At 36.9% G+C, this 26,721-nt stretch carries 29 protein-coding genes and 3 pseudogenes; 23 read left to right on the top strand and 9 right to left on the bottom strand.

All coding sequences use genetic code 11. The features are described 5' to 3' along the window. Nucleotides 1-175 precede the first annotated feature (175 nt). Nucleotides 176-958: pseudogene (locus CHI06_RS22325) on the top strand (aldo/keto reductase); the annotation flags it as partial. Nucleotides 959-1,086: 128 nt separating this feature from the next. Here the strand turns inward: CHI06_RS22325 and CHI06_RS22320 are convergent. Beyond that, a complete protein-coding gene (locus tag CHI06_RS22320; protein ID WP_095250770.1) occupies nt 1,087-1,509 on the bottom strand; it encodes an SRPBCC family protein in 423 nt (140 codons plus the stop codon). Between the two features lie 379 nt (nt 1,510-1,888). On the opposite strand from CHI06_RS22320, the gene CHI06_RS22315 reads away from it, so the two are divergent. Further along, nucleotides 1,889-3,139: an ATP-binding protein gene (locus CHI06_RS22315; RefSeq protein ID WP_179292736.1), complete on the top strand. Its 1,251-nt coding sequence runs from the start codon at nt 1,889-1,891 to the stop codon at nt 3,137-3,139. Between the two features lie 118 nt (nt 3,140-3,257). Continuing rightward, nucleotides 3,258-3,416, top strand: coding sequence for a hypothetical protein (locus tag CHI06_RS29980; RefSeq protein WP_179292735.1), 159 nt, complete (start codon nt 3,258-3,260; stop codon nt 3,414-3,416). Between the two features lie 151 nt (nt 3,417-3,567). Here the strand turns inward: CHI06_RS29980 and CHI06_RS22310 are convergent, their stop codons facing one another. Beyond that, nucleotides 3,568-4,989 (bottom strand): Na+/H+ antiporter NhaC family protein, encoded by a 1,422-nt coding sequence (locus CHI06_RS22310; RefSeq protein WP_095250768.1) that lies wholly within the window; start codon nt 4,987-4,989, stop codon nt 3,568-3,570. A gap of 147 nt (nt 4,990-5,136) precedes the next feature. Here CHI06_RS22310 and CHI06_RS22305 point away from each other — a divergent pair, with 147 nt between their 5' ends. From CHI06_RS22305 to rarD, 5 genes are all read left to right on the top strand, one after another. After that, nucleotides 5,137-5,586 carry a MarR family winged helix-turn-helix transcriptional regulator gene (locus CHI06_RS22305; RefSeq protein ID WP_095250767.1) on the top strand — a complete coding sequence of 150 codons (450 nt, stop codon included), beginning with the start codon at nt 5,137-5,139 and terminating at the stop codon, nt 5,584-5,586. Between the two features lie 51 nt (nt 5,587-5,637). Further along, nucleotides 5,638-6,399, top strand: a complete 762-nt coding sequence (locus CHI06_RS22300; RefSeq protein WP_095250766.1) for a TerC family protein — start codon at nt 5,638-5,640, stop codon at nt 6,397-6,399. A 294-nt stretch (nt 6,400-6,693) separates the two neighbouring features. Beyond that, on the top strand, nt 6,694-7,170 hold the full coding sequence (locus tag CHI06_RS22290) for an RNA polymerase sigma factor (RefSeq protein WP_306453839.1): 477 nt from the start codon (nt 6,694-6,696) through the stop codon (nt 7,168-7,170). Next, on the top strand, nt 7,157-7,906 hold the full coding sequence (locus CHI06_RS22285; RefSeq protein ID WP_218833114.1) for a hypothetical protein: 750 nt from the start codon (nt 7,157-7,159) through the stop codon (nt 7,904-7,906). Before CHI06_RS22290 ends, CHI06_RS22285 begins: the two co-directional genes overlap by 14 nt. Nucleotides 7,907-8,166: 260 nt before the next feature. Next, a complete protein-coding gene (gene rarD / locus CHI06_RS22280; protein ID WP_095250763.1) occupies nt 8,167-9,096 on the top strand; it encodes an EamA family transporter RarD in 930 nt (309 codons plus the stop codon). 157 nt (nt 9,097-9,253) lie between these two features. Here rarD and CHI06_RS22275 read toward each other — a convergent pair whose 3' ends face one another. Next, nucleotides 9,254-9,580, bottom strand: coding sequence for a winged helix-turn-helix transcriptional regulator (locus CHI06_RS22275; protein ID WP_095250762.1), 327 nt, complete (start codon nt 9,578-9,580; stop codon nt 9,254-9,256). 179 nt (nt 9,581-9,759) lie between these two features. Between CHI06_RS22275 and CHI06_RS22270 the strand changes: the two genes are divergently transcribed. The 3 genes from CHI06_RS22270 to CHI06_RS22260 are packed head-to-tail and all read left to right on the top strand — an operon-like array spanning nt 9,760 to nt 12,328. After that, nucleotides 9,760-10,611, top strand: coding sequence for a VOC family protein (locus CHI06_RS22270; protein ID WP_095250761.1), 852 nt, complete (start codon nt 9,760-9,762; stop codon nt 10,609-10,611). A gap of 16 nt (nt 10,612-10,627) precedes the next feature. Next, nucleotides 10,628-11,698 (top strand): LLM class flavin-dependent oxidoreductase, encoded by a 1,071-nt coding sequence (locus CHI06_RS22265; RefSeq protein WP_095250760.1) that lies wholly within the window; start codon nt 10,628-10,630, stop codon nt 11,696-11,698. A 15-nt stretch (nt 11,699-11,713) separates the two neighbouring features. After that, a complete protein-coding gene (locus tag CHI06_RS22260) occupies nt 11,714-12,328 on the top strand; it encodes an NAD(P)-dependent oxidoreductase (RefSeq protein ID WP_095250759.1) in 615 nt (204 codons plus the stop codon). 89 nt (nt 12,329-12,417) lie between these two features. On the opposite strand, the gene CHI06_RS22255 is transcribed toward CHI06_RS22260, so the two are convergent. Beyond that, nucleotides 12,418-12,741, bottom strand: a complete 324-nt coding sequence (locus CHI06_RS22255; RefSeq protein WP_095250758.1) for a BC1872 family protein — start codon at nt 12,739-12,741, stop codon at nt 12,418-12,420. Nucleotides 12,742-12,920: 179 nt separating this feature from the next. Here CHI06_RS22255 and CHI06_RS22250 point away from each other — a divergent pair. Both CHI06_RS22250 and CHI06_RS22245 read left to right on the top strand, forming a co-directional pair. Continuing rightward, a pseudogene (locus tag CHI06_RS22250) lies at nt 12,921-13,145 on the top strand (YdbC family protein). Between the two features lie 16 nt (nt 13,146-13,161). Beyond that, nucleotides 13,162-13,461 (top strand): hypothetical protein, encoded by a 300-nt coding sequence (locus CHI06_RS22245; RefSeq protein ID WP_095250757.1) that lies wholly within the window; start codon nt 13,162-13,164, stop codon nt 13,459-13,461. 75 nt (nt 13,462-13,536) lie between these two features. Here the strand turns inward: CHI06_RS22245 and CHI06_RS22240 are convergent, their stop codons facing one another. The 3 genes from CHI06_RS22240 to CHI06_RS22235 are packed head-to-tail and all read right to left on the bottom strand — an operon-like array spanning nt 13,537 to nt 16,261. Further along, nucleotides 13,537-14,745 (bottom strand): sodium:solute symporter family transporter, encoded by a 1,209-nt coding sequence (locus CHI06_RS22240; RefSeq protein WP_257009413.1) that lies wholly within the window; start codon nt 14,743-14,745, stop codon nt 13,537-13,539. 8 nt (nt 14,746-14,753) lie between these two features. After that, nucleotides 14,754-14,945: a hypothetical protein gene (locus CHI06_RS30745; protein WP_257009412.1), complete on the bottom strand. Its 192-nt coding sequence runs from the start codon at nt 14,943-14,945 to the stop codon at nt 14,754-14,756. Next, a complete protein-coding gene (locus tag CHI06_RS22235; RefSeq protein WP_095250756.1) occupies nt 14,942-16,261 on the bottom strand; it encodes an aspartate aminotransferase family protein in 1,320 nt (439 codons plus the stop codon). Before CHI06_RS22235 ends, CHI06_RS30745 begins: the two co-directional genes overlap by 4 nt. 355 nt (nt 16,262-16,616) lie before the next feature. Here CHI06_RS22235 and rocF point away from each other — a divergent pair, with 355 nt between their 5' ends. The 5 genes and pseudogenes from rocF to CHI06_RS22210 all read left to right on the top strand — a co-directional run. After that, entirely contained in the window at nt 16,617-17,558 is a 942-nt protein-coding gene (gene rocF / locus CHI06_RS22230; protein ID WP_095250755.1) for an arginase, read from the top strand. Between the two features lie 231 nt (nt 17,559-17,789). Next, nucleotides 17,790-18,671, top strand: a complete 882-nt coding sequence (locus tag CHI06_RS22225) for a LysR family transcriptional regulator (protein ID WP_095250754.1) — start codon at nt 17,790-17,792, stop codon at nt 18,669-18,671. A 338-nt stretch (nt 18,672-19,009) separates the two neighbouring features. After that, nucleotides 19,010-19,492, top strand: a complete 483-nt coding sequence (locus tag CHI06_RS22220) for a polyhydroxyalkanoate biosynthesis repressor PhaR (protein ID WP_095250753.1) — start codon at nt 19,010-19,012, stop codon at nt 19,490-19,492. Nucleotides 19,493-19,509: 17 nt separating this feature from the next. Beyond that, nucleotides 19,510-20,574, top strand: a complete 1,065-nt coding sequence (locus CHI06_RS22215; RefSeq protein ID WP_257009411.1) for an alpha/beta fold hydrolase — start codon at nt 19,510-19,512, stop codon at nt 20,572-20,574. Between the two features lie 168 nt (nt 20,575-20,742). Further along, nucleotides 20,743-21,797: pseudogene (locus CHI06_RS22210) on the top strand (alcohol dehydrogenase catalytic domain-containing protein); the annotation flags it as partial. 97 nt (nt 21,798-21,894) lie between these two features. Here CHI06_RS22210 and CHI06_RS22205 read toward each other — a convergent pair. Then, nucleotides 21,895-22,605, bottom strand: coding sequence for a diphthine--ammonia ligase (locus CHI06_RS22205; RefSeq protein WP_095250751.1), 711 nt, complete (start codon nt 22,603-22,605; stop codon nt 21,895-21,897). 300 nt (nt 22,606-22,905) lie between these two features. Here CHI06_RS22205 and CHI06_RS22200 point away from each other — a divergent pair, with 300 nt between their 5' ends. Further along, nucleotides 22,906-23,433 carry a GNAT family N-acetyltransferase gene (locus CHI06_RS22200; protein WP_095250750.1) on the top strand — a complete coding sequence of 176 codons (528 nt, stop codon included), beginning with the start codon at nt 22,906-22,908 and terminating at the stop codon, nt 23,431-23,433. Between the two features lie 139 nt (nt 23,434-23,572). Continuing rightward, on the top strand, nt 23,573-24,748 hold the full coding sequence (locus CHI06_RS22195; RefSeq protein ID WP_095250749.1) for a glycosyltransferase: 1,176 nt from the start codon (nt 23,573-23,575) through the stop codon (nt 24,746-24,748). Nucleotides 24,749-24,829: 81 nt separating this feature from the next. Here CHI06_RS22195 and CHI06_RS22190 read toward each other — a convergent pair whose 3' ends face one another. Further along, the gene (locus tag CHI06_RS22190) at nt 24,830-25,114 is read right to left on the bottom strand and encodes an EthD family reductase (RefSeq protein ID WP_179292734.1); all 285 of its coding nucleotides are present in this window, start codon (nt 25,112-25,114) and stop codon (nt 24,830-24,832) included. 33 nt (nt 25,115-25,147) lie between these two features. Here CHI06_RS22190 and CHI06_RS22185 point away from each other — a divergent pair, with 33 nt between their 5' ends. From CHI06_RS22185 to CHI06_RS22175, 3 genes are all read left to right on the top strand, one after another. Further along, nucleotides 25,148-25,837, top strand: a complete 690-nt coding sequence (locus CHI06_RS22185; protein ID WP_095250747.1) for a hypothetical protein — start codon at nt 25,148-25,150, stop codon at nt 25,835-25,837. A 176-nt stretch (nt 25,838-26,013) separates the two neighbouring features. After that, nucleotides 26,014-26,490 carry a DUF2975 domain-containing protein gene (locus CHI06_RS22180; RefSeq protein WP_095250746.1) on the top strand — a complete coding sequence of 159 codons (477 nt, stop codon included), beginning with the start codon at nt 26,014-26,016 and terminating at the stop codon, nt 26,488-26,490. A gap of 10 nt (nt 26,491-26,500) precedes the next feature. Then, on the top strand, nt 26,501-26,719 hold the full coding sequence (locus CHI06_RS22175; RefSeq protein ID WP_095250745.1) for a helix-turn-helix domain-containing protein: 219 nt from the start codon (nt 26,501-26,503) through the stop codon (nt 26,717-26,719). Nucleotides 26,720-26,721 lie beyond the last annotated feature (2 nt).

Here is a 26,721-nt window from a genome sequence, read left to right as displayed (position 1 = left end):
GAACTAAAGGTTTAGTTTAAGGTCTTTTGTTCACAAAATTTAGCCTCATTTCACTATGAAAAAGTTAGCTTTTTTAATGCAAATATAAAAACAAGGTAGGCACTTAATAATTTTACTTCCGAAGATTTATCATTCCTCATAATGTATATGTTTTGTTTACAATAACTATCTCCTATTATATGCAGATGGAACAAGCGAAGAAATTGTTGGACGAGCTCTGAAGGATTTTGCCAATCGGGATGAAATTGTCCTTGCAACCAAAGTTAATTTCCCTATGCATGGAGGTCCAAATGGTAAATCGAAAGCATATTATGAGTGAAATTGACAAGAGTCTTAAACGACTCGGAACAGATTATGTTGATCTGTATCAAATTCACCGCTGGGATAATAACACTCCTATCGAAGAGACAATGGAAGCATTGCATAATGTTGTGAAGGCAGGCAAGGTAAGATACATTGGTGCGTCTTCTATGTTTGCATGGCAGTTCCTAAAAGCGAACCATGTTGCAGAAAAAAATGGGTGAACCCGGTTTGTTTCGATGCAAAATCATTTAAACCTTTTGTATCGTGAAGAGGAACGTGAAATGCTGCCGTTATGTAAGGAAGAAATAATTGGTGTGATTCCCTATAGCCCGCTTGCGTCTGGAAGACTAACGAGAGATTGGTCGGAAGCAACGTATCGTTCCGAAACTGACCAAGTTCAGAAGTCTAAATATGATGCTACTACTGATACGGACAGATTAATCGCAAAGCAGGTTGCGAAAATAGCCGAAAAACGTGGTGTACCTCGCGCTCAAATTGCACTTGCTTGGTTGCTGCAAAAGGAATCGGTAACAGCACCTATTATAGGTCATCTTGAAGATGCCGTACCAGCACTTCAATTAAGTTAACACCTGAAGAAATTACATCACTAGAGGAACCATACGTACCGCACCCAGTAGTTGGCCCCATAGTTTAAGTCAACTTAATTTATACAAATAGGTTGTGGGAAGAACAAAAAAAGAACCGAGCAAATTTAGGGAGTCAATACCTTTCATTTGCTCGGTTCAAATACAAACCTTTTAAGTAATACGTTTTTTCCTAATCTTATTTTGAGTTATTAATGTATTTTTTAAAATTATCTAAAATGGCCTGCCAGCCGGCTTCTTGCATCTCAATAGGATTGGTGTTTTCAGCATCAAAAGTTTCAATTACTTTTGTTTCGTCTCCTTGACTAATAAAAGTGATAGTAACTTTTCTTCCATCTTCTAGGGTATAAGCAATACCCTCATTTAATCTAACATCATCATAAACCCCACCAAAATCGAATCCAAAACTGCCATCTTTAGCTTCCATTCTTGAAAGAAATTTCCCGCCAACTTGCAAATCATTCTCAGCAATTGGGGTGTGCCAGTCTTCTGAAGCCGAGTTCCATTTTGTAATATGAGTTGGCTCTGTCCAATATTCCCAGACCTTTTCTACTGGTGCCTGGACCGTTGTTTCTACAGTTATTTTTTTTGATGTTTCCATTTCACTTTCCGCCTCTCTTAATACCAATATTTTTTATGCGATTTGTCTACAAAGATGTCTGATAATATTGTAATTGAATTTAAAAGATTGTGCTATTCTAGTATGTTCAAAATTACTGATTTTTTGCGTTGAATGAGGCAAGAATCTATTTTTACGACGGTAGAACTTTCTTTAAATGAAAGGACCTTTAGAAAATTTCACAACGGAAATAGAACTTAAATGAAAAAAACAAAAGTCGACAAATTATGGTAATTTTAAAGTATAATGTGTAATGTAATAAATACTAAAGTATGATGTTTGTTTGAATAGAAAAGTCGAATACATAAGAACATGATTATTGTGGGATTCAGATATCGAAAAGATGCGGAAGGTAACGAAGATGAGTATAATAAAGGATTTTTTACTACAGCTGGCGTTTATGGTAATTCCCATATTTATTTATTACACATTTATTACTGAAAGGGTAGAGAATGCTAAAAATAGAAAAGTAATAATGACCATTTTATGGGGATTATCTATAATAGCTTGCATGTCCTTTCCTGTGGTTTTTGGTCAAAATGCTCGTTTAGAGTTAAGAGTTATTCCTCTATTATTTGGTACGTTATATGGCGGATTTTGGGCAGGAATCCTCCTATCAGCCCTAATCATCCTTTATCGGCTATCTTTTGGAATTGATATAGGTTTTTATAATACAGTTCTTGTCTTAATGTTATCTCTGCCTTTAATAGTGTATTATCAAAAATCGTTTACCAATTCGAAAAAAGATATGAGGGTTAAAATTGCTGTTGGTCTTTCTTTTTCCTACTGTCTGATGGGTTTAACGTTGTTAGGAATTCTTAGAGGTTTTTCCAAAGAGTATCTTACAGTTCCGATTATTCATCTTATTTTTGCAACGGTTGTGACTTGGTGCTTCGCTATGTTAATTGAAGCAATCAGGGAAGTTCACCAGCTGAGCTTAGAAATGCAAAAGTCAGAAAAATTACGAGTTATAGGTGAGTTAACGAGTGTTTTCGCACATGAGATTAGAAATCCGATGCAAGCGACTCGCGGCTTTCTGCAACTTCTGAACGAACCTGATTTGCCAGAAAAAAAGAAGGAATATATCCAAATATCTCTTGAAGAACTAGACCGTGCAAATGAAATTATTAATGATTTTTTATCTTTTGGAAAACCATCTATTTATGATAAGGAAAGAATCAACATAGGTTATCAGATACAACGTGTAGTAAATATTATTCAAAGCTACACCTTGAATCGTAATGTTGAGATTAAAACTGATATTCGAGATAACTGTTGGATATATGCAAATCCTCAAAAATTGAACCAGTCTTTAATTAATATTTTGAAGAATGCGATAGAATCTATGCCGAATGGTGGTATGGTTTGGATTACATGTACTTCAACGGATGACGGATATATAAAAATTGTCATTAAGGACCAAGGAATTGGTATGACAAAAAAGCAAATTGATATGCTTGGATCTCCGTATTATTCTTTAAAAGAAAGTGGGACAGGATTGGGAATGATGGTGAGTTTTCAAATTATCCGTTCTTTCAAGGGGAAAATACAAGTAAATAGTGAAAAAGGTATCGGGACAGAATTTATTATTCTTTTACCCCAGGTAACCTAAAGAAAAGCTCAGTTAAGTGAACTGGGCTTTTATTGATTTGTTTCAGGATCAGAAAGATTAATTTTGCAGTAGATCTGTAAATAATAAGAGAATGATACGATAATTAAGGAGGACTAGGATGCATCCTGATCAACAAGCTAACCAGAAGTTAGGTTCTATTATGAAACCAGAATTTGCAGGAACTGATCCACAAAAGGTAAAACAAGAAATTCAAAAAGATGTAAGGCTGGGACAAGGTTCAATGACTTCCCGAGAGGCAGGAGCTATGCAAGATTAAAAATACACGCTGAGGGGTTTATTTTCTGCTTTCAACAAATTTCGACCTAAGAAAAGTTACCCCGACTTTTCTTAGGTCGTTTACTATTTATCACAGATCTGTAGATATCGAGTAATTTTGTGTAGATATCTTGAAAAAGTGTGTAGATATATCAAATAAAGAAGGCAGCCACAAGATAGAAAACGATTGAAATGACCCCTCCAATGACTGAAACCTTCAATTTATATCGTGCATACTCGACTATTGGCAAATCCATAATAGAGGCGGTCGTAATGGTGGTATCTCCTAATGGTGAGGCCAATGCCCCAAAGGCTCCACTGGCAAATACAGCACCTACGGTTAATGGGATAGACGCACCGGTTGAAACCGCCAAACTAACGCCCAATGGCATAAATAATCCCCATGTTCCCCACGAGGAACCAATAAAATAGCCCACAACAGACCCGAGCAGGAAGATTGTAGCTGGCGTTAACCAAGCTGGTAAAAATGCACCTAAGGTTGAACTAATAAAGGTAGAAAAACCCAGGTCCTCGGCTGAAAGGGTTAATGACCATATTAACACGAGCAGACTAATAGCCTCCATCATCTGATTCCCGCCATCATAAAAATGGTACAATAGCTCACTAAGATGTTGCCGTCTAATAATATAAAAAATGAATGAGAGGATAAGAGTGATAAAAACGGCTAATAGCATGACAAAAGTGGCATCTGCGATAGAAAAGGCATCGAATACGGTTTTAGCACCTTTACTTTTACCGTCCTGCCATAATAAGAACAAAGATAAACCTAACAGCAAAAAGACTGGCACAATCAAGTTCCACGGCTGAGCTTTTACCATCGAAAGTTCTTTTTTAATGCCGATTCGGTGAAATTCATGCTCTTCTTCTTCCATCTGCTCTTGAACACCTTTTACATTCGAATCCTTTTTACTAGGAATCCAAAAGGTTTGGATTAATCCAATGATTAGCGTGGAAATGGCAAAGAAATTAAACAGAATACTTAATAAGAATACCTCATAGGGCGACATTCCAAAATTCAAATCCCGGATACTGCCTTCCACTAAAGAAACCATGAACCCAACAAATGCAGTCGCGACTGGTAAGAGGACAATGACTGACTCTGTTGAAATGTCCATCGTCAGTCCGACTTTCTGCTTCGAGACATTCATTTTTTTCGCAAGCGATTTGACGACAGGTCCAATCATCATGATTCGAAACATCGGCATCATAAAGGTAAAAGGGAGGGTAAGCCAGATCAAACCAAGCAACCCGCGTTCATTCTTTATCTTCGTCCCAACCCATTCTGAAAAACCTTTAATCCCTCCAGAAATGTTCATCATCCCCACAAGACCGCCAAATAAATAAAGAAATCCAATGATTTTTATGTTGGTTTCATCCGACAAAGTGGTCACCATATAAGTAACACTTTGAATGGTCCCATCTAAAATATCCGAAGTAAATATCAAAGAGCCTACGAGAAGACCCACCACAAGACCAGGTAAGATATTTTTCAGCCAAATCGACATGGCTATTACAATTAGAAAGGGTACAAGAGAAAGCCAGGTATGTTCCAATGATATTACTCCTATTACGGAATATCATTATTGTTTGAACTACTTCTAATAAATAATCATTAAAATACGATTTGATATTATTAAGTATATAATCTATTATATATATAAATCATATATAATATAGATTATAATTATTAGGAGGTAAACATGGATGTAATTGATTTTAAAAATATCCTTTGGAGCTATACCAGGCAAATAAATGAAAGAACAAGTAATTTAATAATCACTTTATGTGACCACCATGGGATTACCACATTGCAGGGGAGAATTCTTTTAGAAATAGATCAGCATGGTTCGCATACAATCGGCACTTTAGCCAGCCGCTTACATATTGCCGGAACCAATATTTCAACGATGTGCAAAAAGCTCGAAGGTAAAGGTCTTATTGTACGTGTAAGAGATGAAGGCGATGAGAGAGTGGTAAAGGTTGCTCTCTCAGAAAAGGGAAAAACTGTGGTAGAGGAAATCAATCAAGAATTAATCGAGAAAATTTCAAATTCCATTCAAGGGGAAACAGAGCAATCGTTACTCGAAATCATCAATGGTCTCAAAAAATTAAATAAATTACTGGAAAAATTGACAGTGACTAAATGGTAACGAAGAAATGCATAATGAAAATACAGTGTAAAATTCAAGGAGAAATGCAAAATGTGGGAAGGAATTGTTTCGACCTATACCTCAATGTTAGATTGGCATATGTGGGCGGAAGTGTTATCCTCACCAAAAGCTTGGGGGTTAATCCTTTCATTAGCCGTACTTGAATGTATATTATCCGCGGATAATGCATTGGTATTGTCTGCATTTGTTAAGCCACTACCTAAAGAGCAGCAAAAGAAAGCCCTAGTATATGGACTTTGGGGAGCTTATCTATTCCGATTTATCTTCATCGGCTTGGGAACGTTTTTAATAAAATTATGGTGGATTAAATTAATTGGAGCTCTATACTTGTTGTGGCTTGCGGTTATATTCTTTAAAGACAAGCTACTGCACAAAGAGGCAGGAGAAGGGGAAGGACAAGTTCAACCAAAAGGCTGGTTAGTGAAAACATTTGGGTTCTTCTGGGCAACCGTTATCTCAGTAGAGCTTATGGACTTAGCCTTTTCGGTGGATAGTATCTTAACAGCACTCGCTGTATCTGAAGAAGTTTGGGTCATCTTACTTGGCGGGATGATTGGGATTCTACTAATGAGGGGTGTGGCAACCTTCTTCATTGCCTTAATGGACAGGGTGCCTGAGCTCGAAACAACTGCCTACATTTTGATCACCTTTATTGCAATTAAAATGGGATTAACGCTGGTTGATATTCACATTGCAAACGAAATTTTTATCGGTTTCTTGGTTTTATCATTTGTTGTGACATTCATTATCCACTATATTCGCAAATCGAGAGCAGAAAAATACTCTCATTAAAGATAAAGTTGTCAAAGGAAAAATGCTGCAGCTGATTTTTCCGAGAAGAGACATAAGAAATGTGTTATCTAAGGGTTACCTATAAAGGATTATTGAACAGAGCTTGGTATTTCAAGCTCTTTTTTTTTGCTTCTAAGGAGGGCGTTAGTATTGGTGGTATAAAATCTTTAAAAATATTTGTAAAAAGTGACATAAATGTTCCACTGATTCGACTAATTTATGAGTATAAAAAATTGGAGGAAAAATGGAGTTGACCAGCGGATGAATAGCAACATAATTTCTGAGTGGTATTACTTGTACAACAAAGATATATACCATTTTTTAGTTTATTACATTGGGTCAAGTGACGTAGAAGATCTGGTGCAGGAAGTTTTTATCCGAGCTATTAAAGGTTTTGATACTTATCAGCATAAAGCAAGCCCTAAAACCTGGCTAATTTCAATTGCACGTCATGTGGGGATAGATGAAATGAGAAAAAGGAAGCGTGTAAGGATGAAACAAATGATTTGGTTCAGGGATGAGCAAAGTGATAAGGAGACACCGGAGAAGATTCTCCAACTCAATGAAAATAACAAAATGCTTTATCAGGCAATACAATCACTAAAAGCAAATTATCGAGATGTGATCATCCTTAGAGGCATTAAAGAACTCTCTGTATCTGAAACAGCCTCCATACTAAATTGGAATGAAAATAAGGTTCGATCTACCTACCATCGTGCGTTAAAGTCACTTCAAAAAAGTACAGGAGGATTTTCTCATGAAAAAGAATGAGAGGTTTTATGATTTAGAGAAAAAAATTCGATCATTATCAGAACCTGATTACGATAAAAAGTTTACGAAAGAAACCCAAGATATCATTCATGAAAATCTAATACAATTTGCGAATTCATATGATATGAAGAAAAAAAGAATGGTAATAATGAAAAAGATTTCATTAGGATTAGTAGGTATTACTGCATTCGTGTTATTCGCTATTCTTATGATTCCGATAGTAGGTCTCGATTCAAATCAACAAGGGCAACAAGGTAAAGGAGAAACTACAGTAGATAAAAACAATGATAAAGAGGATATAGATCAAAATGAAACGGTAGAAAACCTTTATGAAAATGTAGAATATGGATTTACCTTTACGTTACCAATAAGTTGGGAGGGCTATCAGATTGTATCGGATTCTTGGGATGGTATAGCTACAGATCAACAACAAATGGAAAGTGGTCCAATCCTATTAATAAGACATCCTGAATGGACGGAGGCTAAACCAAGACAAGATATTCCGATTATGATTTTTTCTCTTGAACAATGGTCCTCACTTGAAAAGGGGGAATTTCATATTGGTGCTGCACCGGTTGGTCCAACAATGCTGGGCCAAAATAATGAATATGTTTTCGCGCTTCCAGCAAGATATAACTTTGCTTTTCTAGAGGGGTATGAAGAAGTAGAAACTATTTTAGAAAACAATCCTCTTCAACCGAAAAATGTAGAGAAAGATACATCCATAAAGGATTAATGAATAAAGTGAGGTATCTTCAAACAAATAAATTGTTAAAAACTATTCATCAAACTTAAAATCAAAGGAGCGTTCCTGGATAAAGCAGAAACGCTCCTTTGAAGATACTCCCTGTTAATGAGTCATCGGTAATGGTAAATTTACAGTAATGTTAAAGTGTAATAATCCTAGTATAAAAAGAATAGTGTGATATAATTACATATGTTTTTTAAGAGCGTGTTTAACAACTACGATAAAACTGAAATAAGGTGAAAAAAGATATGGAACGTGAACATACAAAAGGAATTTACTATACGGCCGGTGCATATATATTTTGGGGAGTTTTACCTATCTATTGGAAATTTATAGATCAAGTTTCAGCGCTTGAAATTTTGGCTCATCGAGTCATTTGGTCTTTTATTTTCGTTTTACTGATAGTAGGTATTTTGAAGCGAAAACTATTAAAAAACTTTTTTCAAGTTCAAATGAAACAGAAAAAAACATGGCTTGGACTTTTCCTTGCTTCGCTATTAATTAGTATTAACTGGTTCGTTTATATATTTGCTGTGAATACAAACCACATCGTGGAGGCAAGTTTAGGCTACTTTATCAACCCGCTTGTCGCTGTATTGTTAGGGGTTTTTGTCTTAGGTGAAAAGATGAATAGGTGGCAGGCAGTCTCATTTGCGGTAGCCGGAATCGGTGTAGTCTATATGACGGTATCGCTTGGAACTTTTCCATGGATTGCACTGATATTAGCACTATCCTTTGGTTTTTATGGACTGTCAAAGAAACTAATAAAAGTGGATTCCATTTTAGGTTTGTTACTGGAAACATTGTTTATAGTACCGTTTGCTTTATTGTTTTTAGCTTATTTAGGTATAAATGGTCAGCATAGCTTCGCGACAGGGTCCCTTAAAGTTGATTTATTATTACTAGGATCAGGAATCGCCACAGCCTTGCCGCTATTATGGTTTGGTATTGGGGCACAAAAGATTCCCCTTTACCTCGTGGGCTTCTTACAATATATTGCTCCGACTATTAGTTTACTACTTGGAGTACTTATATACGGGGAGTCATTTACGAAGGACCATGCTGTTACTTTTTCATGTATCTGGATTGCTTTAGTAATCTTTAGTATTTCCAATATTCGTCAGATGGTAAAAAAACGAAAAATATCAACAGTAGCTACAAACGCAAAGAGCATATAGTTGCCAGGGGGACGGTTCTTTTGGTCAGAACTAACTTCATTAAAAGCCATGGGAACCGTCCCTATGATAGAGACAAGAGCAGGAACCTTACTTAGGTATCCTGCTCTTGTCTATTTTCGTTTTATTTTATTTTTCATAAAAAGTTATGCTTCGGCATTTAAGATAACTCGGGTTCCGGTTTCACCCAAAGCTGAGACCAGCTCTCTATTTCTCGTAGGACCGCTTCTAGTGAACGACCTTTATCGGTTAATGAGTACTCAATAATGACTGGTGTTTCGGGTATGACCTCACGTTTTACTATTCCTTGGTGTTCTAAATCCTTTAAACGATCGGATAATACTTTACCACTTATGCCAATGGCGGACTGAATTTCAGTAAACCGTTGCGAACCAGATAATAGCTGATAAATAACTAATGCACTCCATCTTTGACTGAGTAGTGAGATGGCTTTTTCAAATTTTGGACATATAGTAGGTTGTTTCATACTACATTACACCTCTCTTATTTATAGTATACCACAAAATGTTATTCGTTAACAAAAGTAAATCTAGTTACTTGACAATATATAATAACATTAATATACTAACTTACATAAAGTAACTGACTGTTATTTGTTTTTAGCTGACAAATTATCATAAGAAAAATGACTCTAGGAGGGGTTTTATGGGATTTCACACAAAACCAACTACATTTGTGGGGCATGTCAAAATTAAGGTAGAAAATTTAGAGCGTTCATTAAAATTCTATCAAGATGTACTTGGTTTCGATATTTTAGAACAATCCATTTCAACGGTAAAACTAACAAGTGATGGAAAAGTAAGCATTTTATCACTTGAACAACCTGACCAGGTCATTCCAAAACAAGGAAGAACAACAGGCTTATATCATTTCGCTATCCTATTACCAGAAAGAACAGATTTAGCCAATATTGTGATTCACTTGGTGAACAAGGGGATAAAATTTGGGTCTTCAGACCACCTTGTAAGTGAGGCATTGTATTTAAATGATCCAGATGGAAATGGTATTGAAATTTATATCGATCGGGATCCTTCTGAATGGAGATGGAAAGGCGAAGAAGTGGCTATGACGGTAGATCCACTAGATTTTGAAAATCTATTGACTATTGTTAAACCAGGTGAGAAGTGGAAGGGAATGCCGGAAGGAACGGTAATGGGTCATATTCATTTGCATGTTTCTGAATTAAAGAGGACAGAAGAATTTTATGTTAAAGGACTTGGATTTGATGTGGTCAATCGATATGGCGGGCAGGCGCTATTTCTTTCCGCTGGAAAGTATCACCATCACATCGGACTCAATACATGGAATGGGGCAGGGGCACCAACTCCTTCCTTAAATAGTGTAGGTTTAGAATCTTTTACACTCATTTTGCCTAATGATGAAGTACGGAACAAATGCGTATCTAATTTGAAAAAGATTGGTGCCCATGTTATGGAAGTAAACCATTCTTTTATAACTCATGACCCTTCTGGAAACAAAGTTGAGTTAGCAGTTTAGATAAGGAGGACTCCGAATGTCTACTAGTAATCATAACGGCATTGAAATAGGAATTTATACACTTGCTGATATCGGTCCGGATCCCTTGACGAACAAAACGATAACCCCCAAACAACGAATGAAGGAAATGATACAAGCGGCAAAGCTTGCGGATGAAGCTGGTCTAGATGTTTTTGGGGTAGGGGAACATCACCGTTTGGATTATGCTTCCTCTTCTCCTGCAGTTATTTTAGCTGCTATTGCACAAGCAACAAATCGAATTAAATTAACCAGTACTACAAGTGTGTTAAGTACGCTTGACCCGGTTCGCTTATTCGAGGATTTTGCCACATTGGATTTGCTCTCTGATGGTCGTGCAGAAATCTTGGCTGGCCGAGGAGCTTTTATAGAATCATTCCCGCTTTTTGGGTACAGTACCAACGACTATGATGAGCTTTTTTCCGAACATATGGAATTGCTATTGCAGCTAAATAAAAATGAAAGAGTCACTTGGACGGGTGATTTTCGTTCTCCCTTAAGGAATGCAGAAATTTCACCACGACCTCTACAAGAGCAAATACCGATTTGGATTGGTGTTGGCGGGACGCCTGATAGTGCCGTCCGTGCAGGGAAATTTGGAGTTGGCATGGCGCTGGCCATTTTAGGCGGAGATCCATTGCGTTTCAAACACCTTGTGGATCTTTACCGGAAGGCGGGAATAGAAGCAGGTCATTCACCTGATGTTTTAAAGGTGGGTGTAACAGGCCATGCTTTCATTGCTGAAACTACACAGCAAGCCAAAGACGAGTTCTTTCCTTATTATTCAAATTATTGGTCCTATGTGAATCGCCAACGAGGGATGGGGACAAGAATGTCAAGGGAGGACTTCGAGCATATGGCAAGTCCAAATACCGCTTTGTTCGTAGGAAGTCCGCAGCAAATTGTCGAGAAAGTTCTTCATCAGCACGAGCTTTTTGGTCATAAACGTTTTCTAGCACAAGTGGATATAGGCGGGTTACCTTTTAATAAAGTAGCCAAAAACATTGAATTATTGGCAGCTGAGGTTGCTCCATTGATAAAAAAGGCAACAAGCAACTATATTATATAATTGGAGGAAATCATAATGAACATCGCAGTTATTGGAGCAAGTGGAAAAGCAGGAAATCGGGGACACAACGTTACAACTATCGTAAGAGATGCATCTAAAATTCAAGATAAAAATGTTGCAGTCATTGAGAAAAATGTATTCGATTTAACATCTGATGATTTAAGAGCGTTTGATGTTGTTATTAATGCCTTTGGAGCGCCGCTTGGAGAAGAACAAGCTCATGTGGATGCGGGTCACGCATTAATCGAGGCGTTAAAAGAGACAGGTACAAGATTAATGGTTGTCGGAGGAGCTGGAAGTCTTTTTGTCGACGAGAATAAAACAGTAAGAGTAATTGACACTCCTGAATTTCCGGATATGTTTAAACCAACTGCACAAGGTCAAGCAAGGAACCTACAAGAATTACAGGAGACTTCTGATTTAACATGGACATTTATCAGCCCTTCTGCAATTTTCAATCCAGAAGGAAAAAGAACGGGATCTTATCAAGCGGGTAAAGATCACCTCCTTGTTAATTCAAAAGGAGAAAGTTATATCAGCTATGCTGACTTTGCGATTGCAGTAGCAGATGAAGTTGAAAATCTTAAGCACCTGAACGAAAGATTTACTGTTGTAGGTGAAGCGGAATAATATATATAAAGAGTCCTGAGACGAATTAAGTGTCTTGGGACTCTTTTTGCTATTTTATTAATTTAAAATGGAGAAATTTTACAAACTTGTTAACACAGAGTGCTCCAGATTCTAGTGGTGTTGGCGACGGAGTGTTGTTCAATGATGGAATAGGCTCCATTGGTAATGGCTTGTGCTAATGTTTCACCTTTCGCGCGAATATTATTAAAGCTAACTTCGGATTCTCCAGCTGTTGAAAAAGTAAACCCGAATTCCTCTAGTCTTTTAACGATAAGCATGGCATGTTCAAGATTTTTCTCAGGTTGAAATTCAGAATCATGGATGAAAACACCTTTTTCATAATCAAACCAGCGGTCCCATCTATTTAACTTCCAACCAAGAATTCTCCGTGCGATTGAATCTGTTTTGTTCATCTTCATTACCCCTTTTCTTAATGTTATATAACAGTTTTATTATTATTAGTTATTATATAACACAACAAATAAAACGATCACATTTTTTTTAAAAAAATTGGATGTTTTTTTCAAGATTTTTTGGTGTCTATCTTATATAAAGGGAAGATTATTGTAGAGAACCTAAAAGGGGTGTAATAATGGCGAGCTTAATATATGAAATAAAGGAAACGATAGGAATCATTTCAGAAGGTGCGAAGGGATGGAACAAGGAACTAAATCTCATCAGTTGGAACGACCGTTAGCCGAAATATGATTTGCGGGATTGGGACCAAAGCCATGAGAAAATGGGCAAAGGTATTACCCTATCAAAAGAGGAGTTAATCCAGTTAAAGAAATTATTAAATGAAATGGGTTTGGAATAGGAAGGAGAAATATGTTATGGACACAACCATAGAGAAATTACAAAAACTGCATTCTTCTGTTCAAAAATTAGAGAGTGCATTACAAGAGGTTTGGAGTGGCATTGACGAAATCGGGGACGATGAATATTTCAGTGACCTTCTGCAAAAAGCGAAACAACATAAAAAAAAGAAACAACCATCTTATGAGAACATGGAGGAGCTTTCTGTCCTGTTAGATGAATTTGAAAACAGAATAGGTGAAATTCCTGAAGATGGTACAGTTGTTATTGATTTTGAAGACGCAATATCAGAACTCATTGAATGGATAAAAATATAAAAATCCGAGGTAAACCTTTGAAGTGAGGATAAATAAAAACGGAAAAGGGGCATCAAACAAGCCCCTTTTCCGTTTTTATTTATGATTGGTCGTTTTAAGATTGCTCTCGTGTATCTGAATAGCAGCAGGATTCATCAGTGTTAGACTTACGATTACAATGACACCTGTAACTAAACCGTAAATGATTGGCAGTGTTGACGTGATACCATAGATCATGAAAGTAATAAAGATGACGAGTGAACTAGCGATAATTGAATAAAAAGCAGCTTTACTTGTTACACGCTTCCAATATAGACCAATAATCAGCGGGACGAATATCGCACCAGATAAAATCGCATAAGCCATATCTAATGCAACAAGGATGTTTTGAATCCAGATTGAGAAAATAATCGATATCACACCTAATCCGAGTGTGACAATCCGAGACGTTTTGATAACCTCTTTATCGTTCATCTTCTTTTTTGAGTAAACCTTAATAATATCATTCGTGATTAAAGTTGCAGAGGCAAAGATGGCTCCAGATGCATTCGACATGAGTGCAGAACAAACACTTGCAAGGACAAGTCCCATTAAGCCTGGAGGTAAAATTTCTATTGCCAAACTAGTAAAAGCAGATTGAGAGCTCCCTAAATTCGGGAGAAGTACGAATGCACACATACCAACAATACTTAGTGCTAAGGCATAAAAAACACTATACACACCAGCAGAGACAGCACTGCTTTTCATTACCTTTTGGTTCTTTGCTGTAAAGACACGCTGCCAAATATCTTGAGAAACCATTAATCCAAAAAAGTATAATAAAAAGTATTGAAAAATTCGATCCCAACCAATGTTAGTCAGGCTATTATGACTTTCTGGCATACTATGGAAAAGGGCCGTTAATCCACCAACACTATCAACGCTATAAGGGAACATGATAAAGAATACACCTATAGTCATCACAGCAAATTGAATAATATCAGTTAATGTGATACTCCACATTCCACCTAGAATGGTATAAAAGAGGACGATTCCACCACCAATAAACATAGAAGGAATAACCGGCCAGCCGAGTAACACGTGAATGACATTTCCCATACCAATTACTTGGGTTACGACGATCATAAGAGTGTAGATGCTAGTAACAATCGCACTAATGAGTTGAGTCCCTTCACCAAAACGCTTTCCGAGCAGCTGACTGATCGTAAAAACCTCATAACCGCCTATCTTATTCACAACGAATAATCCCAATGCAGCGATACCAAAGCCCATCATTGAAACAAACCAAAAACCGGAAATACCCACATCATATCCTAAAGTGGTCGAACCGTTGCCGCACCGCCAATAATGACCGCAGCTAAACAACCGACATGGCTAAAGTAGCCTAAACGGCTTCCTGCCAGTAAAAAATCTTTTTCTGACTTTGCCTTTTTGATTCCAATAATCCCTACAACCATCAGTACACCAAAATACAGGAGAAGTACAAGCGTATCAAGTATATTCATCTATAAACCCCCAAATTAGATTCTATTTCGTATTCAGTGACCGCTTCTTCCAGCAAGGATATACCAAGATCCAAATGTTCTTTATCGATAGTAAGCGGGGGCATCATTCGGATGACTTCACCTTTATTACCACTTAAATAGAAAATGACTCCCTTGTCTAGACACTTCTCAAGAATGTTCATTAACCCTTTACCATTTGGTTCCCCCGTTTCAGGATGGACAATTTCAATACCCAACATCAACCCAATCCCACGTACGGTCCCAATCGCAGGGTGTTTTTCTTGAAGAGCTATTAATTTATTTAATGCATAGTCACCTAACATTCTAGCATTTTCAACTAAACCTTCATCTCTTAGAACATCAATCGTTGCACACGCTGCAGCACATGCGACAGGATTTCCGCCAAATGTTGTACTATGGCTGCCAATGGCCCATTGTTCCATTAATTCTTGTGATGCAACAGTGGCACTAAGTGGTAATCCGCTGGCAATCCCTTTTGCAATCGCCATTATATCGGGGGTCACTCCAAATCGATTGGCGGCAAACCAGTCTCCAGTACGTCCAAAACCGGTTTGAACTTCATCAAAGATTAACAAAATTCCTTCGCGATCGCAGATTTCCCTTATTTTTTGCAGCCAAGCCTTTGGCGGGATAACATAACCGCCTTCTCCTAACACTGGTTCCAAAATAACAGCTGCTACTTCATCTGGGGCTACTTGGTGATTAAAGAGTCGTTCAAAGTCCTTTTCAACGTGTCTAGACCAATATTCGTCATGGTTATATCCTAGTGGAGTTTCCGAAATCTGAGCATACGGTAATTGATACGTCATATTGGCTCCAACAGGTAAATTCCTTCTGTATTTACTTTTAGAGGTAGTAAGACTTAGGGCTCCCATCGTTCTACCATGGAATCCTCCAAGGAACGATACAACATAGGGTCTTTTCGTCACATGTCTTGCTAATTTAACTGCACCTTCAATCGCCTCGGCACCGCTATTTCCAAAGAAAAAACAGTCTAAAGGCTCTGGTAAAACCGCTTTCATTTTTTTGGCTAATGTAATAATAGACTCGTAATTGATGATCCCAATCGGACCGTGAACTAAATGGTCAACTTGGTCTTTTATTGCTGCAATCACTCTTGGATGTCTGTGTCCTGTATTTTCAGTTGCAATACCAGAGGTGAAATCTAGATATTTTCTGCCGTCAACACCTACATAAAACAATCCCTCTGATTTTACCACCGGCAGGTTTGGAAAATCTTTTGCCATTGTGGGAGCTAACAAACCTTCTTCATTAATACTTTTCCAATCTATCATACCCTCAACCCCAATCTATGAAATAATGAATATTGAGGAAATTTTCCAACAATTCAATAAAAAAGTCAAACACCAACTATAAGAAAATTTAATAGTAAAAAAATGTTAAAAAAGGAATGGGTAAAGGGTTAAAATCCATAATCAACTTATAAAAATACAAAAAGCCACCCTCCATTTTAATCGAATCTTGCATACTTTACTAGTGTAATAGTTCCATTCTATCTAAGTTCTACTCCATGACAATAGCTCTTGATTAAAGGTTATTTTTGAATATATATAAAGTCTGTTAGTCTAGTTGATTCAATTTGATTAAAAAGATTAGAATATTCTTATACTTATCAAGGGGGCCATAATGATGGAGAAGAATATTTCAATTTTAGGAGTACCGATGGATTTAGGTCAGTCAAGACGTGGGGTGGACATGGGGCCAAGTGCCATTCGCTACGCAGGTGTTGTGGAACGGTTAGAAAATATAGGTCACACTGTAACGGACCTTGGTAACATTGACATTGAGCCTGCGGTCAGGGGTACTGCTAAACATTCCAACTTGAAAAACTTAGAGGCAGTGGTGAATGCTAGTCTGGATTTAGCTGAAAAAGTAGAAAAAATCATTGGAAGAAATGATTTTCCCTTGATTTTTGGAGGAGATCATAGCATTGCAATTGGAACCTTGGCTGGTGTATCCCGTCATTATTCGAATCTTGGTGTGATTTGGTATGATGCACACGGGGATTTGAACACAGAGGAAACGTCTCCTTCTGGTAATATTCATGGGATGCCTCTGGCAGCAAGTTTAGGATTTGGTCATCCTTTACTAACGAATATCGGCGGGTACGCCCCAAAAATTAAACCTGAAAATGTCGTCATTATTGGTGCCCGAGATCTTGATGACGGTGAGAAGGATTTGATTAAAGAGCTTGGGATAAAGGTATACACCATGCACGAAATTGATCGATTAGGTATGACAAAGGTGATGGAAGAGTCAATCGAGTATTTAAAAGGAACCGATGGTGTACACTTATCATTAGATTTGGATGGACTCGATCCAAAAGAATGTCCAGGGGTTGGAACTCCTGTATTAGGTGGGATAAGTTACCGTGAAAGCCATCTCGCCATGGAAATGTTAGCAGATGCTGAAATCATTACTTCAGCTGAATTTGTAGAGGTAAACCCCATTCTCGATGAACGAAATAGAACGGCACTCGTTGCCGTAGCACTTATGGGATCGTTATTTGGCGAAAAATTGTTAGAACGACCGCTAACAATGAAGAGAGAATATGCCTACCAGACAAAATAATGGTAAGAGTTAAAGAAATCTTGTTTTATTAACGTAATTATCATTAAAATCTTTTATACATTATCTTTTAATAAGTAAGCAGCAGAAGATAACCTTCAATCCATCCTATATCCGTTGTAAAGTTTTCCTTCCCCATGACAAATGGGGAATTATTATTGGTATAATAATAGGGAATAAAGAACCTAACCAAGTAATGGAAAATAACTATTGTTAAAGTAAAGCGGGGATGGGATGGAACTAAGAAATTTAAAGACATTTCAAGTGGTAGCTGAAGAGTTAAATATAACGAAGGCAGCCAAACGTTTGAAATATACGCAGCCTACCATTACGTTACAAATGCAATCGTTAGAAAAAGAACTCAATCATACTTTATTAACCAGAGTTGGGAAAAAGACGCTACTAACAACGGCTGGTAAAAAGCTAAAGGCCCATGTTGATCATTTATTTGACCTTATTGAAAAAATAGAAATAGATATGGAAGAATTACGCGAACCAACTGGTGTTCTTACGATTGCAGCCTCTGAATATTATTGTACACGGCATCTTTCACCGTTAATAAGGACGTACATGGAAATGTACCCCAACGTAAGAGTAAGACTTCTTCCACTGAACAGTGTCCATGCAATCCAAAGTGTAAGGGATTGTGTGGCAGAGATTGCAATCATTGCAAGTCCATGTAATGAAACTGATATAAGAAAAACCTATTTAGAGGAAGAACAGACCTTTTTGGTGGCCTCATCAGACATTAGTAGGGGCAAAGGTATTCATGAAATTTTAAGTGAATATCCCTTTATTTCATATGATAATAATTGCAGTTTTAGCAATATTATTGACCAATTTTTCAAAAAAGGCGGATTTCACCCGCATACCACGATAATGGTTGGTGGAAGTGATGAGATGATTAAAAGAGCGGTCCTAAATGGAACAGGATATGCCATACTAGGTGAAAATGTTATTAAGAATGAATTAAAGGATGGCTCAATCACTATCCTCCAACATGTCACTGATTCAATCATAACCTCAGCCATTAATTTAAAGGATCGCTCAGAAGAACCGAATATCCAAACCTTTAATGATTTCCTCGAAATCGCCTGGTCTGTTAACAATAAATAATGATAACGTTTGGAAATCAAAGAAAGAAGGGACTGTGTTAACGTAGTTCCTTTTTTTTTGTAATTTAAAAGATCCTCAACTGTAATCCATCCATCAACTAAACACTTGTATATATTAACAGTCGTACAGTTGGTGGACAATGAAGGAAATCTGGCCGAAAAATTTTTTAAATGTTTTCAGAATCTTCAATTTGGGCTATTGTAAGTTACAATTTTCCAATATAAAATACAGGTAATAAGTAATGAATGAGTACTCATTCATTTGAGAGGAGTGAAGAGGAAACAACCGAAAAAACATGTGTAGGAGAACACAAAAAAATCAAACAGAGGTGAGAGAGCATGTCCGATAATAATCCTTATGATTCATTTAGACAAGTAAGTGAAATGTGGGAAAAAAGTTTAAATGGATTACTATTTCAATCTCTTAATAACAACCCATTGATCCAAATAACTAAGGTTGGCATTCAAGCAAATTCTAGATATATAGAGATGTTAAAAAGAAATCGGGAATTAATGGCTAATTATATGAATCTACCAACCAAAAATGATGTAGCCAATGCGGTCAAACAAACCATTCAAGCTGAAGAAAAAATAGATATTCTTGAAGAGCAAATCTGGAATTTGCAAGAAAACTTTGCTTTAGCTACAGAGGAACAAAATAAAATGCTAGCCGAAATCATAGAATACACCAAACATCTCCATGCTGAATGGCAAAAAACATCACAGGAGCTAGCAAAATTATCAAATATGCAATTTGAGTTTGATGAGATGAAGAAGCTTTTGCAAAAAGAAAAAGTAGAGCCAGTTCTGTCAGGAAAATAATGGTGAAGGTGGAATAAATGATGGCGGTTAAATCACTAGTAAATATCCCTGTTCTCAACTTTGAAACTGAGAAGCAGCGGTGGAACACTATTTATAAAGTATTGAGTGAACCAAAGCCTGATATTAAGTCTACACCTAGAAAAGGAGTCTGGAAAAAAAACAAATCTGTTTTGTGGTATCACCATGCACCTGAGAAAAAGTATAACACCCCCTTGTTTTTGGTGTATTCTCTATTAAATAAAGCGTATATTCTGGATATCTCTGAGGAAGGAAGTGTCGTGGGCAACCTTACAAAACAGGGGTACGATGTCTATTTGCTAGATTGGGGTTCTCCTGGCTTGGAAGACAAGGACCTCACTTTGGATAACTACCTTATTGACTATCTGGAAGTTGCGGTAAAACGAGCCTTAAGGCATTCAGGTGCAGAAGATATATCTTTGGTGGGTTATTGTATTGGTGGAATGCTTTCAGCAATGCTAACATCACTAACAGAATTGCCAATCAAAAATCTCATACTGGCAGCAGTTCCAATTGACTATAGCGACGCTATTGCTCCTAATAAATGGGTTAAAGCACTCCAAAACGGGACAATCAATTTTGACCGGTTTGCAGATGCTTACGAAGTAATTCCATCAGAGTTTTTATATGCAATCTTTATGGCGCTGCAAGGATTTAACATCGGACCAACCATTAACCTGGTCACCCGTGCTCACAATCAAAAGTATGTAGACAAGTGGCGGAATATGGACAAATGGATGAAGGATGCCGTTACGTTTTCGGGTGCAGCATTTAAGCAAATGATGAATGAATTATACAAAGATAACAAGCTTGTAAAAGGTGAAATGAAGATTGACGGTAAGAAGGTGGATTTAACCAATATTAAATGTAGTACATTGGTGATAACATCCACAAGGGATGAATTGGTGTTAGAATCTCAAATCCTTCCGATCATGGACCTTATTTCAAGTGAAGATAAAACCTATCAGCATGTTGAGGCAGGGCATGTATCTCTTTGCCTAACCGGCCAGTTTGCCTTTGCGATTGATCCGTGGCTGTCAGTCCGGTCTACTAAAGTAAAATAAATATTGATTAAAAGCCTTTGTTAAAACAATGGTAGCTGCAAAACCAAAAAAACCTTAGTCTAATGAATGCAGACTTGGGTTTTTTACTTTTTTTAATAAGTCCTTTTACGTCTTTAGCTTACTTCAATAGGTTCGTTTTTATAATTCAATTGGATCCCTCTTTGACAAAATGTGATTATTAAAGTTACCTCAACGGCTATTTGTGGATCTGATTTACATTTGTACCAAGGTAATTTTCCACTTCCGATTGGATATGTAATCGGACACGAACCGATGGGAATAGTGGAAGAAGTCGGACCTGATGTAACGAAAGTGAAAAAGGGCGACCGGGTTGTTGTTCCTTTTACTGTTGGTTGTGGAAAGTGTTATTACTGTAATCATCAGCTAGAAAGCCAATGTGATAACTCTAATCCACATTATGACTCTGGTGGTTATTTTGGCTATTCAGAAAAATTTGGGGATTACCCTGGAGGTCAAGCAGAATATTTAAGAGTTCCTTTGGCAATTTTACACCTTTTGTGGTTCCAAAGGATTGTGAATTAGAGGATGAAAATTTATTGTTTTTATCAGATGTACTTCCCACGGCGTATTGGAGTGTAATCAATTCAGGGATGAAAAAGGGCGATACCGTCATCGTACTAGGCTGTGGACCGATTGGATTATATGCTCAAAAGTTTGCGTGGTTAAAAGGTGCTAAAAGAGTCATTGCTGTTGATTATCTTCCTTATCGTCTAGAGCACGCGAAACGAGAAAACAAGGTGGAAATCTTTAACTTTACAGAACATGAAGATATGGGGGAAGTACTAAAAGACGTAACTAAGGGTGGAGCAGATGTAGTAATTGATTGTGTCGGAATGGATGGAAAAAAATCACCATTAGAATTTATCGAACAGAAATTAAAACTACAAGGTGGTACGCTTGGACCGATCCAAATTGCTACGAAGGCGATAAGAAAAGGTGGTACGCTTCAAATCACAGGTGTTTACGGGGGTCTTTACAATATGTTTCCACTAGGTCCTTTCTTCGTAAGAAACGTTAACATTAGAATGGGGCAAGCACCAGCTAGACATTTAATGCCTGAAATTTATGACCTTATTATAAAAAAGGAAATTGATCCAACTTCAATAATTACACATACCTTGCCATTAGAACAGGCAAGTTTAGGCTACGAAAAATTTAATAATCATGAAGATGATTGCATAAAGGTTATCTTAAAACCATGATGATCCATTTTATTGTGAAGGTTTCTACTAATAAATTATTATAAATGTGACTAACCATCAGTGGGGGATGAGGAAAAACCACTGATGGAAGTCTTTATTATAAGGTATCCATATCAGCCATCTGATCCAGCTCCAAAGGTAAAAAAGCATATTCTCCGTTCTTAATAATCGCACATTTACGAACTGGAATAGGATTATTAAAAATGGGTCCATCTATTACTGTGGTATGGAACTCTCCACCTTCTCCGCAGGGATCAATCCCACGAGCTTCAAGCTCCTTCACGTATTCATAGGTTAATATTCGTCCTAAATCGTCTTCGCGCATACCAAGTGATAGATTAACAGTAACAAGGATCGTTACAAATCCTAGATTTATGAACTCTTCGACAGCTTCACGATGATTCATTTCCCATAAGGGCATCCCCAGCTTTAATCCAGCATTCTTTGTAACTTTTTCATGCCAACAGCCTTGAGGAGGAATATCCAAGTCTCCAGTTACTAACACTTCTGCTCCTTGATTTTTAGCTTTTTCTAAAAGTTGCATAAATACTTTTTCATAATCGGTCCAGCTTGCGGCTGCAGTATATACGGGCAAACCTATTGATTTAGCCTGGGCATGTATGAGCTCCGGCGGCATTCCATGGGATCTGGAACGTTTCCCTTCTTCCTCCAGCATGACAATCAGTCCAAGTGCTTCTCCATCCTTCATTGCTTTATATAGCGCTAAGACACTATCCTTCCCACCACTAAAAGAAGCGATGAATTTATATCCGTGAGCCCCATTTTTCCAATCCTTTAATTCTGTCATTCCTATCTTTCCCCTTTACTCTAAAAAATTTTTTAAGAGACCTATTACTAGTCAGATCCATATTTTATTAATAAGGCTTCATAGCTCAATATTTTTGATTCTATTAAGATTTTACCTTACAATTGCAAATCATGAAATTGATGGATGTTATAATGAGTTCAATCTAGACTTAGTTATTTTCGAGGATTAGAATTCGAAGCTTGTATTCCTTGGAACGAAAAGCCAGAGGATTAATACTTTTTACAGATTGCAATAATGTGTGATGAATCTCTCCAAAAAAACTTTTTTCGGTGGTGTATTATGATTTATATAGAAACCTCAAGATTGAAACTACGCGACTGGGAGGAAACAGACTTAGAGCCATTTATACGACTAAATGCGGATGTAAAAGTAATGAAGTATTTTCCTAACACCTTATCAACGGAAGAAACAAACGTGTTTTATAAATCAATTATATCTGAAATTAAAGAATGTGGATTTGGGTTATACGCCGTCGAAGTAAAAGAAAATGAAGAGTTTATAGGGTTTATAGGATTTCATAGGGCAAACTTCGAGGCGGATTTTACACCATGTGTAGAAATTGGATGGCGCTTGAAAAAAGAAGCTTGGGGAAAAGGATATGCAACGGAGGGAGCGGCAGCGTGTTTACAATATGGATTTAAGGAATTGGGTTTTAGTGATATTTATAGTTTTACAGCTGAAGTAAATACTCCTTCGAAGAACGTAATGATAAAAGTCGGTATGAGTTTTATTAAATATTTTAATCACCCAAAGGTTGAGATAAAAAGCCCTTTAAATACACATGTTCTGTATCATATAAAGAAATAGTAAATTGCTACCGGGAACGAACATTTTGCAATATAAATATATAAATGAATAATGATAAAACTGCATAAGAATAAATAGGAAGCACAAGAACTGTCCGTCCTTTTACTTCTTATAACAGTTTTTTGTGGGGAGGAGAGAAATGCTCATTAGCTTTGGAGTGATAAGTCTCATTTTGTTCACTTATTGGTTTGCTACGTTTCTCATACACTGGCAAGGGTTGAAACACGTACCTGAATTGGGGGTTGAAAGAGGACCAATAACAAACACTCCCTTTGTATCTATTATTATTGCAGCGAAAGATGAGGAAAAATCGATTGTTCAAACACTCAAATCTTTAATCCATCAGAAGTATGAAAATATCGAAATAATCGTTGTAAACGACCGTTCAACAGACAATACCGCAATAAATATAGAGAATTTCATGAAAGAGATAAAAAACCAAGGTTTTAACCTAGATATCAAAGTCATTCACATCCATGAACTGCCGACAGGATGGCTGGGGAAAAATTATGCCTTACTCCAAGGTTATTTAGCTGCGAGTGGAACCTATTTTCTTTTTACTGATGCTGATATTCAATTTTCACCAGATACCATTGGTTCAGCAATGGTATATTTTCAAAAGAATAAGGTAGATCATCTAACTTTGCTGCCATATTTAAAATCCCGCGAATTTTGGCTTCGAGGCTTTATTCATCTTTTCATCTTTTCATTGTATTTGTCAAAATGGCCTTGGAAGCCGAATAATGATCGGCAGACCAAACTAGGAATTGGGGTAGGAGCGTTTAATTTACTTTCCCGTGAAGCTTATGAAAAAATCGGAACACACAAAGAGATCTCATTAAGACCAGACGATGATTTGCAATTAGGGATGTTAGTTAAAAAGAATGGACTAAAACAAAGAGTGTTAATAGGAAAAAATGATATCGAGGTCGAATGGTACCATAGTTTTTCCGCAATGTTGTACGGATTAGAAAAAAATATATTTGCCGGGCTTAATTACTCCCTCTTTATGCTATTTGGGGTAATCCTGGGAATGAGCGTTTTTTACTTACTTCCATTTTTAGGACTTTGGGTGTTGGATGGATGGTATGCAGTTGTCAATGGTGTTTCTATTATTGCGATTTTGATTTTAAATTTGGTTTATACTAGAAAGCTATCAAAGGATAAAGGTTATGATGTCCTGTTATTTCCAATATTTGTTTTACTCCTAATCTATGTATTTTTACGCTCCTGCTTAATTACGCTATTTAAGGGAGGGATTAGCTGGAAGGGAACTTTTTATTCACTTAAGGAATTAAAAGGTAGTCGGAAGTAACTATTATTCCTTTATTCAACTAATCTAAAATGGGACGCGGCCTTCCTTCATAATGGAGGTAGAGGGACCGCCCCATTTTTTCTATTCCATAATAGTGATAATCGGAGGTTTTTCCAGGTATTTAAAAAGATTTGGACCGTCTTCTTCTGCTAGTTTTGCTTCTGGGCTTGCAAATGCTTCCTGAAGTTTTTCCATATTCTCGAATTCTAATATGGTCATCAGATAAAAGTTTAAATTCGTGTTTTGTGAATCAACAACACGATGCACAGAATCTTTAATCACATTTGGAATCTTCCTGCCAAGTGGAACATGAACATCAAAATAATGCTGATCAAATTTCTCCTTATCCGTCGGTTCCTCATACATAATTACCATCAATGTGTTGAAAGAGGGTTTTTCTTGAAAAAGCCAGCGCTATTATTCCTTATTAGTATGGTGTTTCTCTCTGCATTCGCAAAGCAACAAGAAGTCGTGCACTTTTTACGACCGTCCGCAAAAGGCCTGAAGGAAAATACGAATGTTCCCGTATACTTGCCCACTTACTGGAGCGAACAAGCTGGGAAATCAAAAAAGCATACGTCTGTTAAAGTGAAAGCTTATGAAAATGGGTACATGATTTATTTTTTATCGATGGATAAACCTTATCGAGCAAACGATTCTGCGTTATTTCATCCACCTGAGTCTAGCAAAATAGGAGAACTATCCGTTTATGTTGGAACCATGACATCCAGCGAAAGACCGAGTGAATTTGTTTTTTACAAAAAGGAAGATGGAGCTAAGTTATGGATCCAACCGTGGATTAGATCAATCATTTACACAAAGCGTGGCCCGTGGTCCATGTATCTTGATGGTGATAATGGAGATGAGCCCTATCAGCAGGCAGATGATTTGTTTAAAGCAATGAAGAAAGTGAATTGGTTAAAAAACAAAGACATTCATGAAGGACATATCACCATTCTGGGCACTAGACGTGCTGCATACACAAGTTTTTCTTGGGAAACAGATGATGGATTTGTTTATCACTTTTTTTATAAAGGTCCCATTAAGGAAGCGGTAAAAATCGTCGATAGCCTAAAAAGTATTGAATAAATAGTTGAAAGATAAAGAGCATTTCTTAGTAAAAAGGGAATGCTTTTATTTTTGTCTAAATTAAAAAGGATATTTACATAACGATAATAGTATAATTAAAAAGAATAATATTTTATTGTAAAACGATAAATGTCGTGTTAATATCAAATAGAAAATAAATTAGTGAGGTGCTTTTTATGAAACGAGGGTCAACATTATTTTTAAGGATGGCTGTTATTCTTATTGGAATTCCAGTACTTGCTTTGGGTATATTTGGACTAACGTGGTTACCTAAAAATCCAGTAAATCCAGATTATGCCCATATACTATATCCCATTGTAATTGGTATGTATGTATCAGTAATACCATTTTTCGCTGCATTGTATCAGGCTTTTAAACTTTTAAGCTATATTGACAAGAACCAAGCTTTCTCTGAATTGTCTGTTAAATCTCTAAAGAATATCAAAATCTGTGCATTGACAATCAGTGGTTTGTACTTGGTGATTTTGCCATTTGTTTATATGGTAGCAGAGCTAGACGATGCTCCTGGACTCATCATAATCGGGATGGTTCCTGTCTTTGCTTCAATGGTGATCGCCGTCTTTGCTGCCGTTCTTCAAAGACTTTTAAAAGAAGCGATTGATATAAAATCTGAAAATGACTTAACGGTCTGAGGTGATAACAATGGCAATAATAATCAATATTGATGTGATGCTGGCTAAAAGGAAAATGAGCGTGACAGAACTTTCGGAGAGAGTTGGAATAACGATGGCCAACCTTTCTATATTGAAAAATGGAAAGGCAAAGGCGATTCGATTATCTACTTTAGAGGCGATTTGTAAAGCCTTAGATTGCCAACCTGGAGATATCCTAGAATACCGAAGTGACGAGTACACCCCATAAGC

Origin of the sequence: Bacillus sp. 7884-1 (assembly GCF_002272245.1) — a bacterium.
In the GTDB taxonomy this organism is placed as follows: Bacteria; Bacillota; Bacilli; order Bacillales; family Cytobacillaceae; genus Neobacillus.
This window is presented reverse-complemented; position numbering and strand designations above follow the sequence as displayed.

Excerpts from the sequence above, each read along its gene's own strand:
- CHI06_RS22320 (WP_095250770.1), bottom strand. The coding sequence starts at position 1,509 with ATGGAAACATCAAAAAAAATAACTGTAGAAACAACGGTCCAGGCACCA.
- CHI06_RS22315 (WP_179292736.1), top strand. The coding sequence starts at position 1,889 with ATGAGTATAATAAAGGATTTTTTACTACAGCTGGCGTTTATGGTAATT.
- CHI06_RS29980 (WP_179292735.1), top strand. The coding sequence starts at position 3,258 with ATGCATCCTGATCAACAAGCTAACCAGAAGTTAGGTTCTATTATGAAA.
- CHI06_RS22305 (WP_095250767.1), top strand. The coding sequence starts at position 5,137 with ATGGATGTAATTGATTTTAAAAATATCCTTTGGAGCTATACCAGGCAA.
- CHI06_RS22300 (WP_095250766.1), top strand. The coding sequence starts at position 5,638 with ATGTGGGAAGGAATTGTTTCGACCTATACCTCAATGTTAGATTGGCAT.
- CHI06_RS22285 (WP_218833114.1), top strand. The coding sequence starts at position 7,157 with ATGAAAAAGAATGAGAGGTTTTATGATTTAGAGAAAAAAATTCGATCA.
- rarD (WP_095250763.1), top strand. The coding sequence starts at position 8,167 with ATGGAACGTGAACATACAAAAGGAATTTACTATACGGCCGGTGCATAT.
- CHI06_RS22275 (WP_095250762.1), bottom strand. The coding sequence starts at position 9,580 with ATGAAACAACCTACTATATGTCCAAAATTTGAAAAAGCCATCTCACTA.
- CHI06_RS22270 (WP_095250761.1), top strand. The coding sequence starts at position 9,760 with ATGGGATTTCACACAAAACCAACTACATTTGTGGGGCATGTCAAAATT.
- CHI06_RS22265 (WP_095250760.1), top strand. The coding sequence starts at position 10,628 with ATGTCTACTAGTAATCATAACGGCATTGAAATAGGAATTTATACACTT.
- CHI06_RS22260 (WP_095250759.1), top strand. The coding sequence starts at position 11,714 with ATGAACATCGCAGTTATTGGAGCAAGTGGAAAAGCAGGAAATCGGGGA.
- CHI06_RS22255 (WP_095250758.1), bottom strand. The coding sequence starts at position 12,741 with ATGAACAAAACAGATTCAATCGCACGGAGAATTCTTGGTTGGAAGTTA.
- CHI06_RS22245 (WP_095250757.1), top strand. The coding sequence starts at position 13,162 with ATGGACACAACCATAGAGAAATTACAAAAACTGCATTCTTCTGTTCAA.
- CHI06_RS30745 (WP_257009412.1), bottom strand. The coding sequence starts at position 14,945 with ATGAATATACTTGATACGCTTGTACTTCTCCTGTATTTTGGTGTACTG.
- CHI06_RS22235 (WP_095250756.1), bottom strand. The coding sequence starts at position 16,261 with ATGATAGATTGGAAAAGTATTAATGAAGAAGGTTTGTTAGCTCCCACA.
- rocF (WP_095250755.1), top strand. The coding sequence starts at position 16,617 with ATGGAGAAGAATATTTCAATTTTAGGAGTACCGATGGATTTAGGTCAG.
- CHI06_RS22225 (WP_095250754.1), top strand. The coding sequence starts at position 17,790 with ATGGAACTAAGAAATTTAAAGACATTTCAAGTGGTAGCTGAAGAGTTA.
- CHI06_RS22220 (WP_095250753.1), top strand. The coding sequence starts at position 19,010 with ATGTCCGATAATAATCCTTATGATTCATTTAGACAAGTAAGTGAAATG.
- CHI06_RS22215 (WP_257009411.1), top strand. The coding sequence starts at position 19,510 with ATGATGGCGGTTAAATCACTAGTAAATATCCCTGTTCTCAACTTTGAA.
- CHI06_RS22205 (WP_095250751.1), bottom strand. The coding sequence starts at position 22,605 with ATGACAGAATTAAAGGATTGGAAAAATGGGGCTCACGGATATAAATTC.
- CHI06_RS22200 (WP_095250750.1), top strand. The coding sequence starts at position 22,906 with ATGATTTATATAGAAACCTCAAGATTGAAACTACGCGACTGGGAGGAA.
- CHI06_RS22195 (WP_095250749.1), top strand. The coding sequence starts at position 23,573 with ATGCTCATTAGCTTTGGAGTGATAAGTCTCATTTTGTTCACTTATTGG.
- CHI06_RS22190 (WP_179292734.1), bottom strand. The coding sequence starts at position 25,114 with ATGTATGAGGAACCGACGGATAAGGAGAAATTTGATCAGCATTATTTT.
- CHI06_RS22180 (WP_095250746.1), top strand. The coding sequence starts at position 26,014 with ATGAAACGAGGGTCAACATTATTTTTAAGGATGGCTGTTATTCTTATT.
- CHI06_RS22175 (WP_095250745.1), top strand. The coding sequence starts at position 26,501 with ATGGCAATAATAATCAATATTGATGTGATGCTGGCTAAAAGGAAAATG.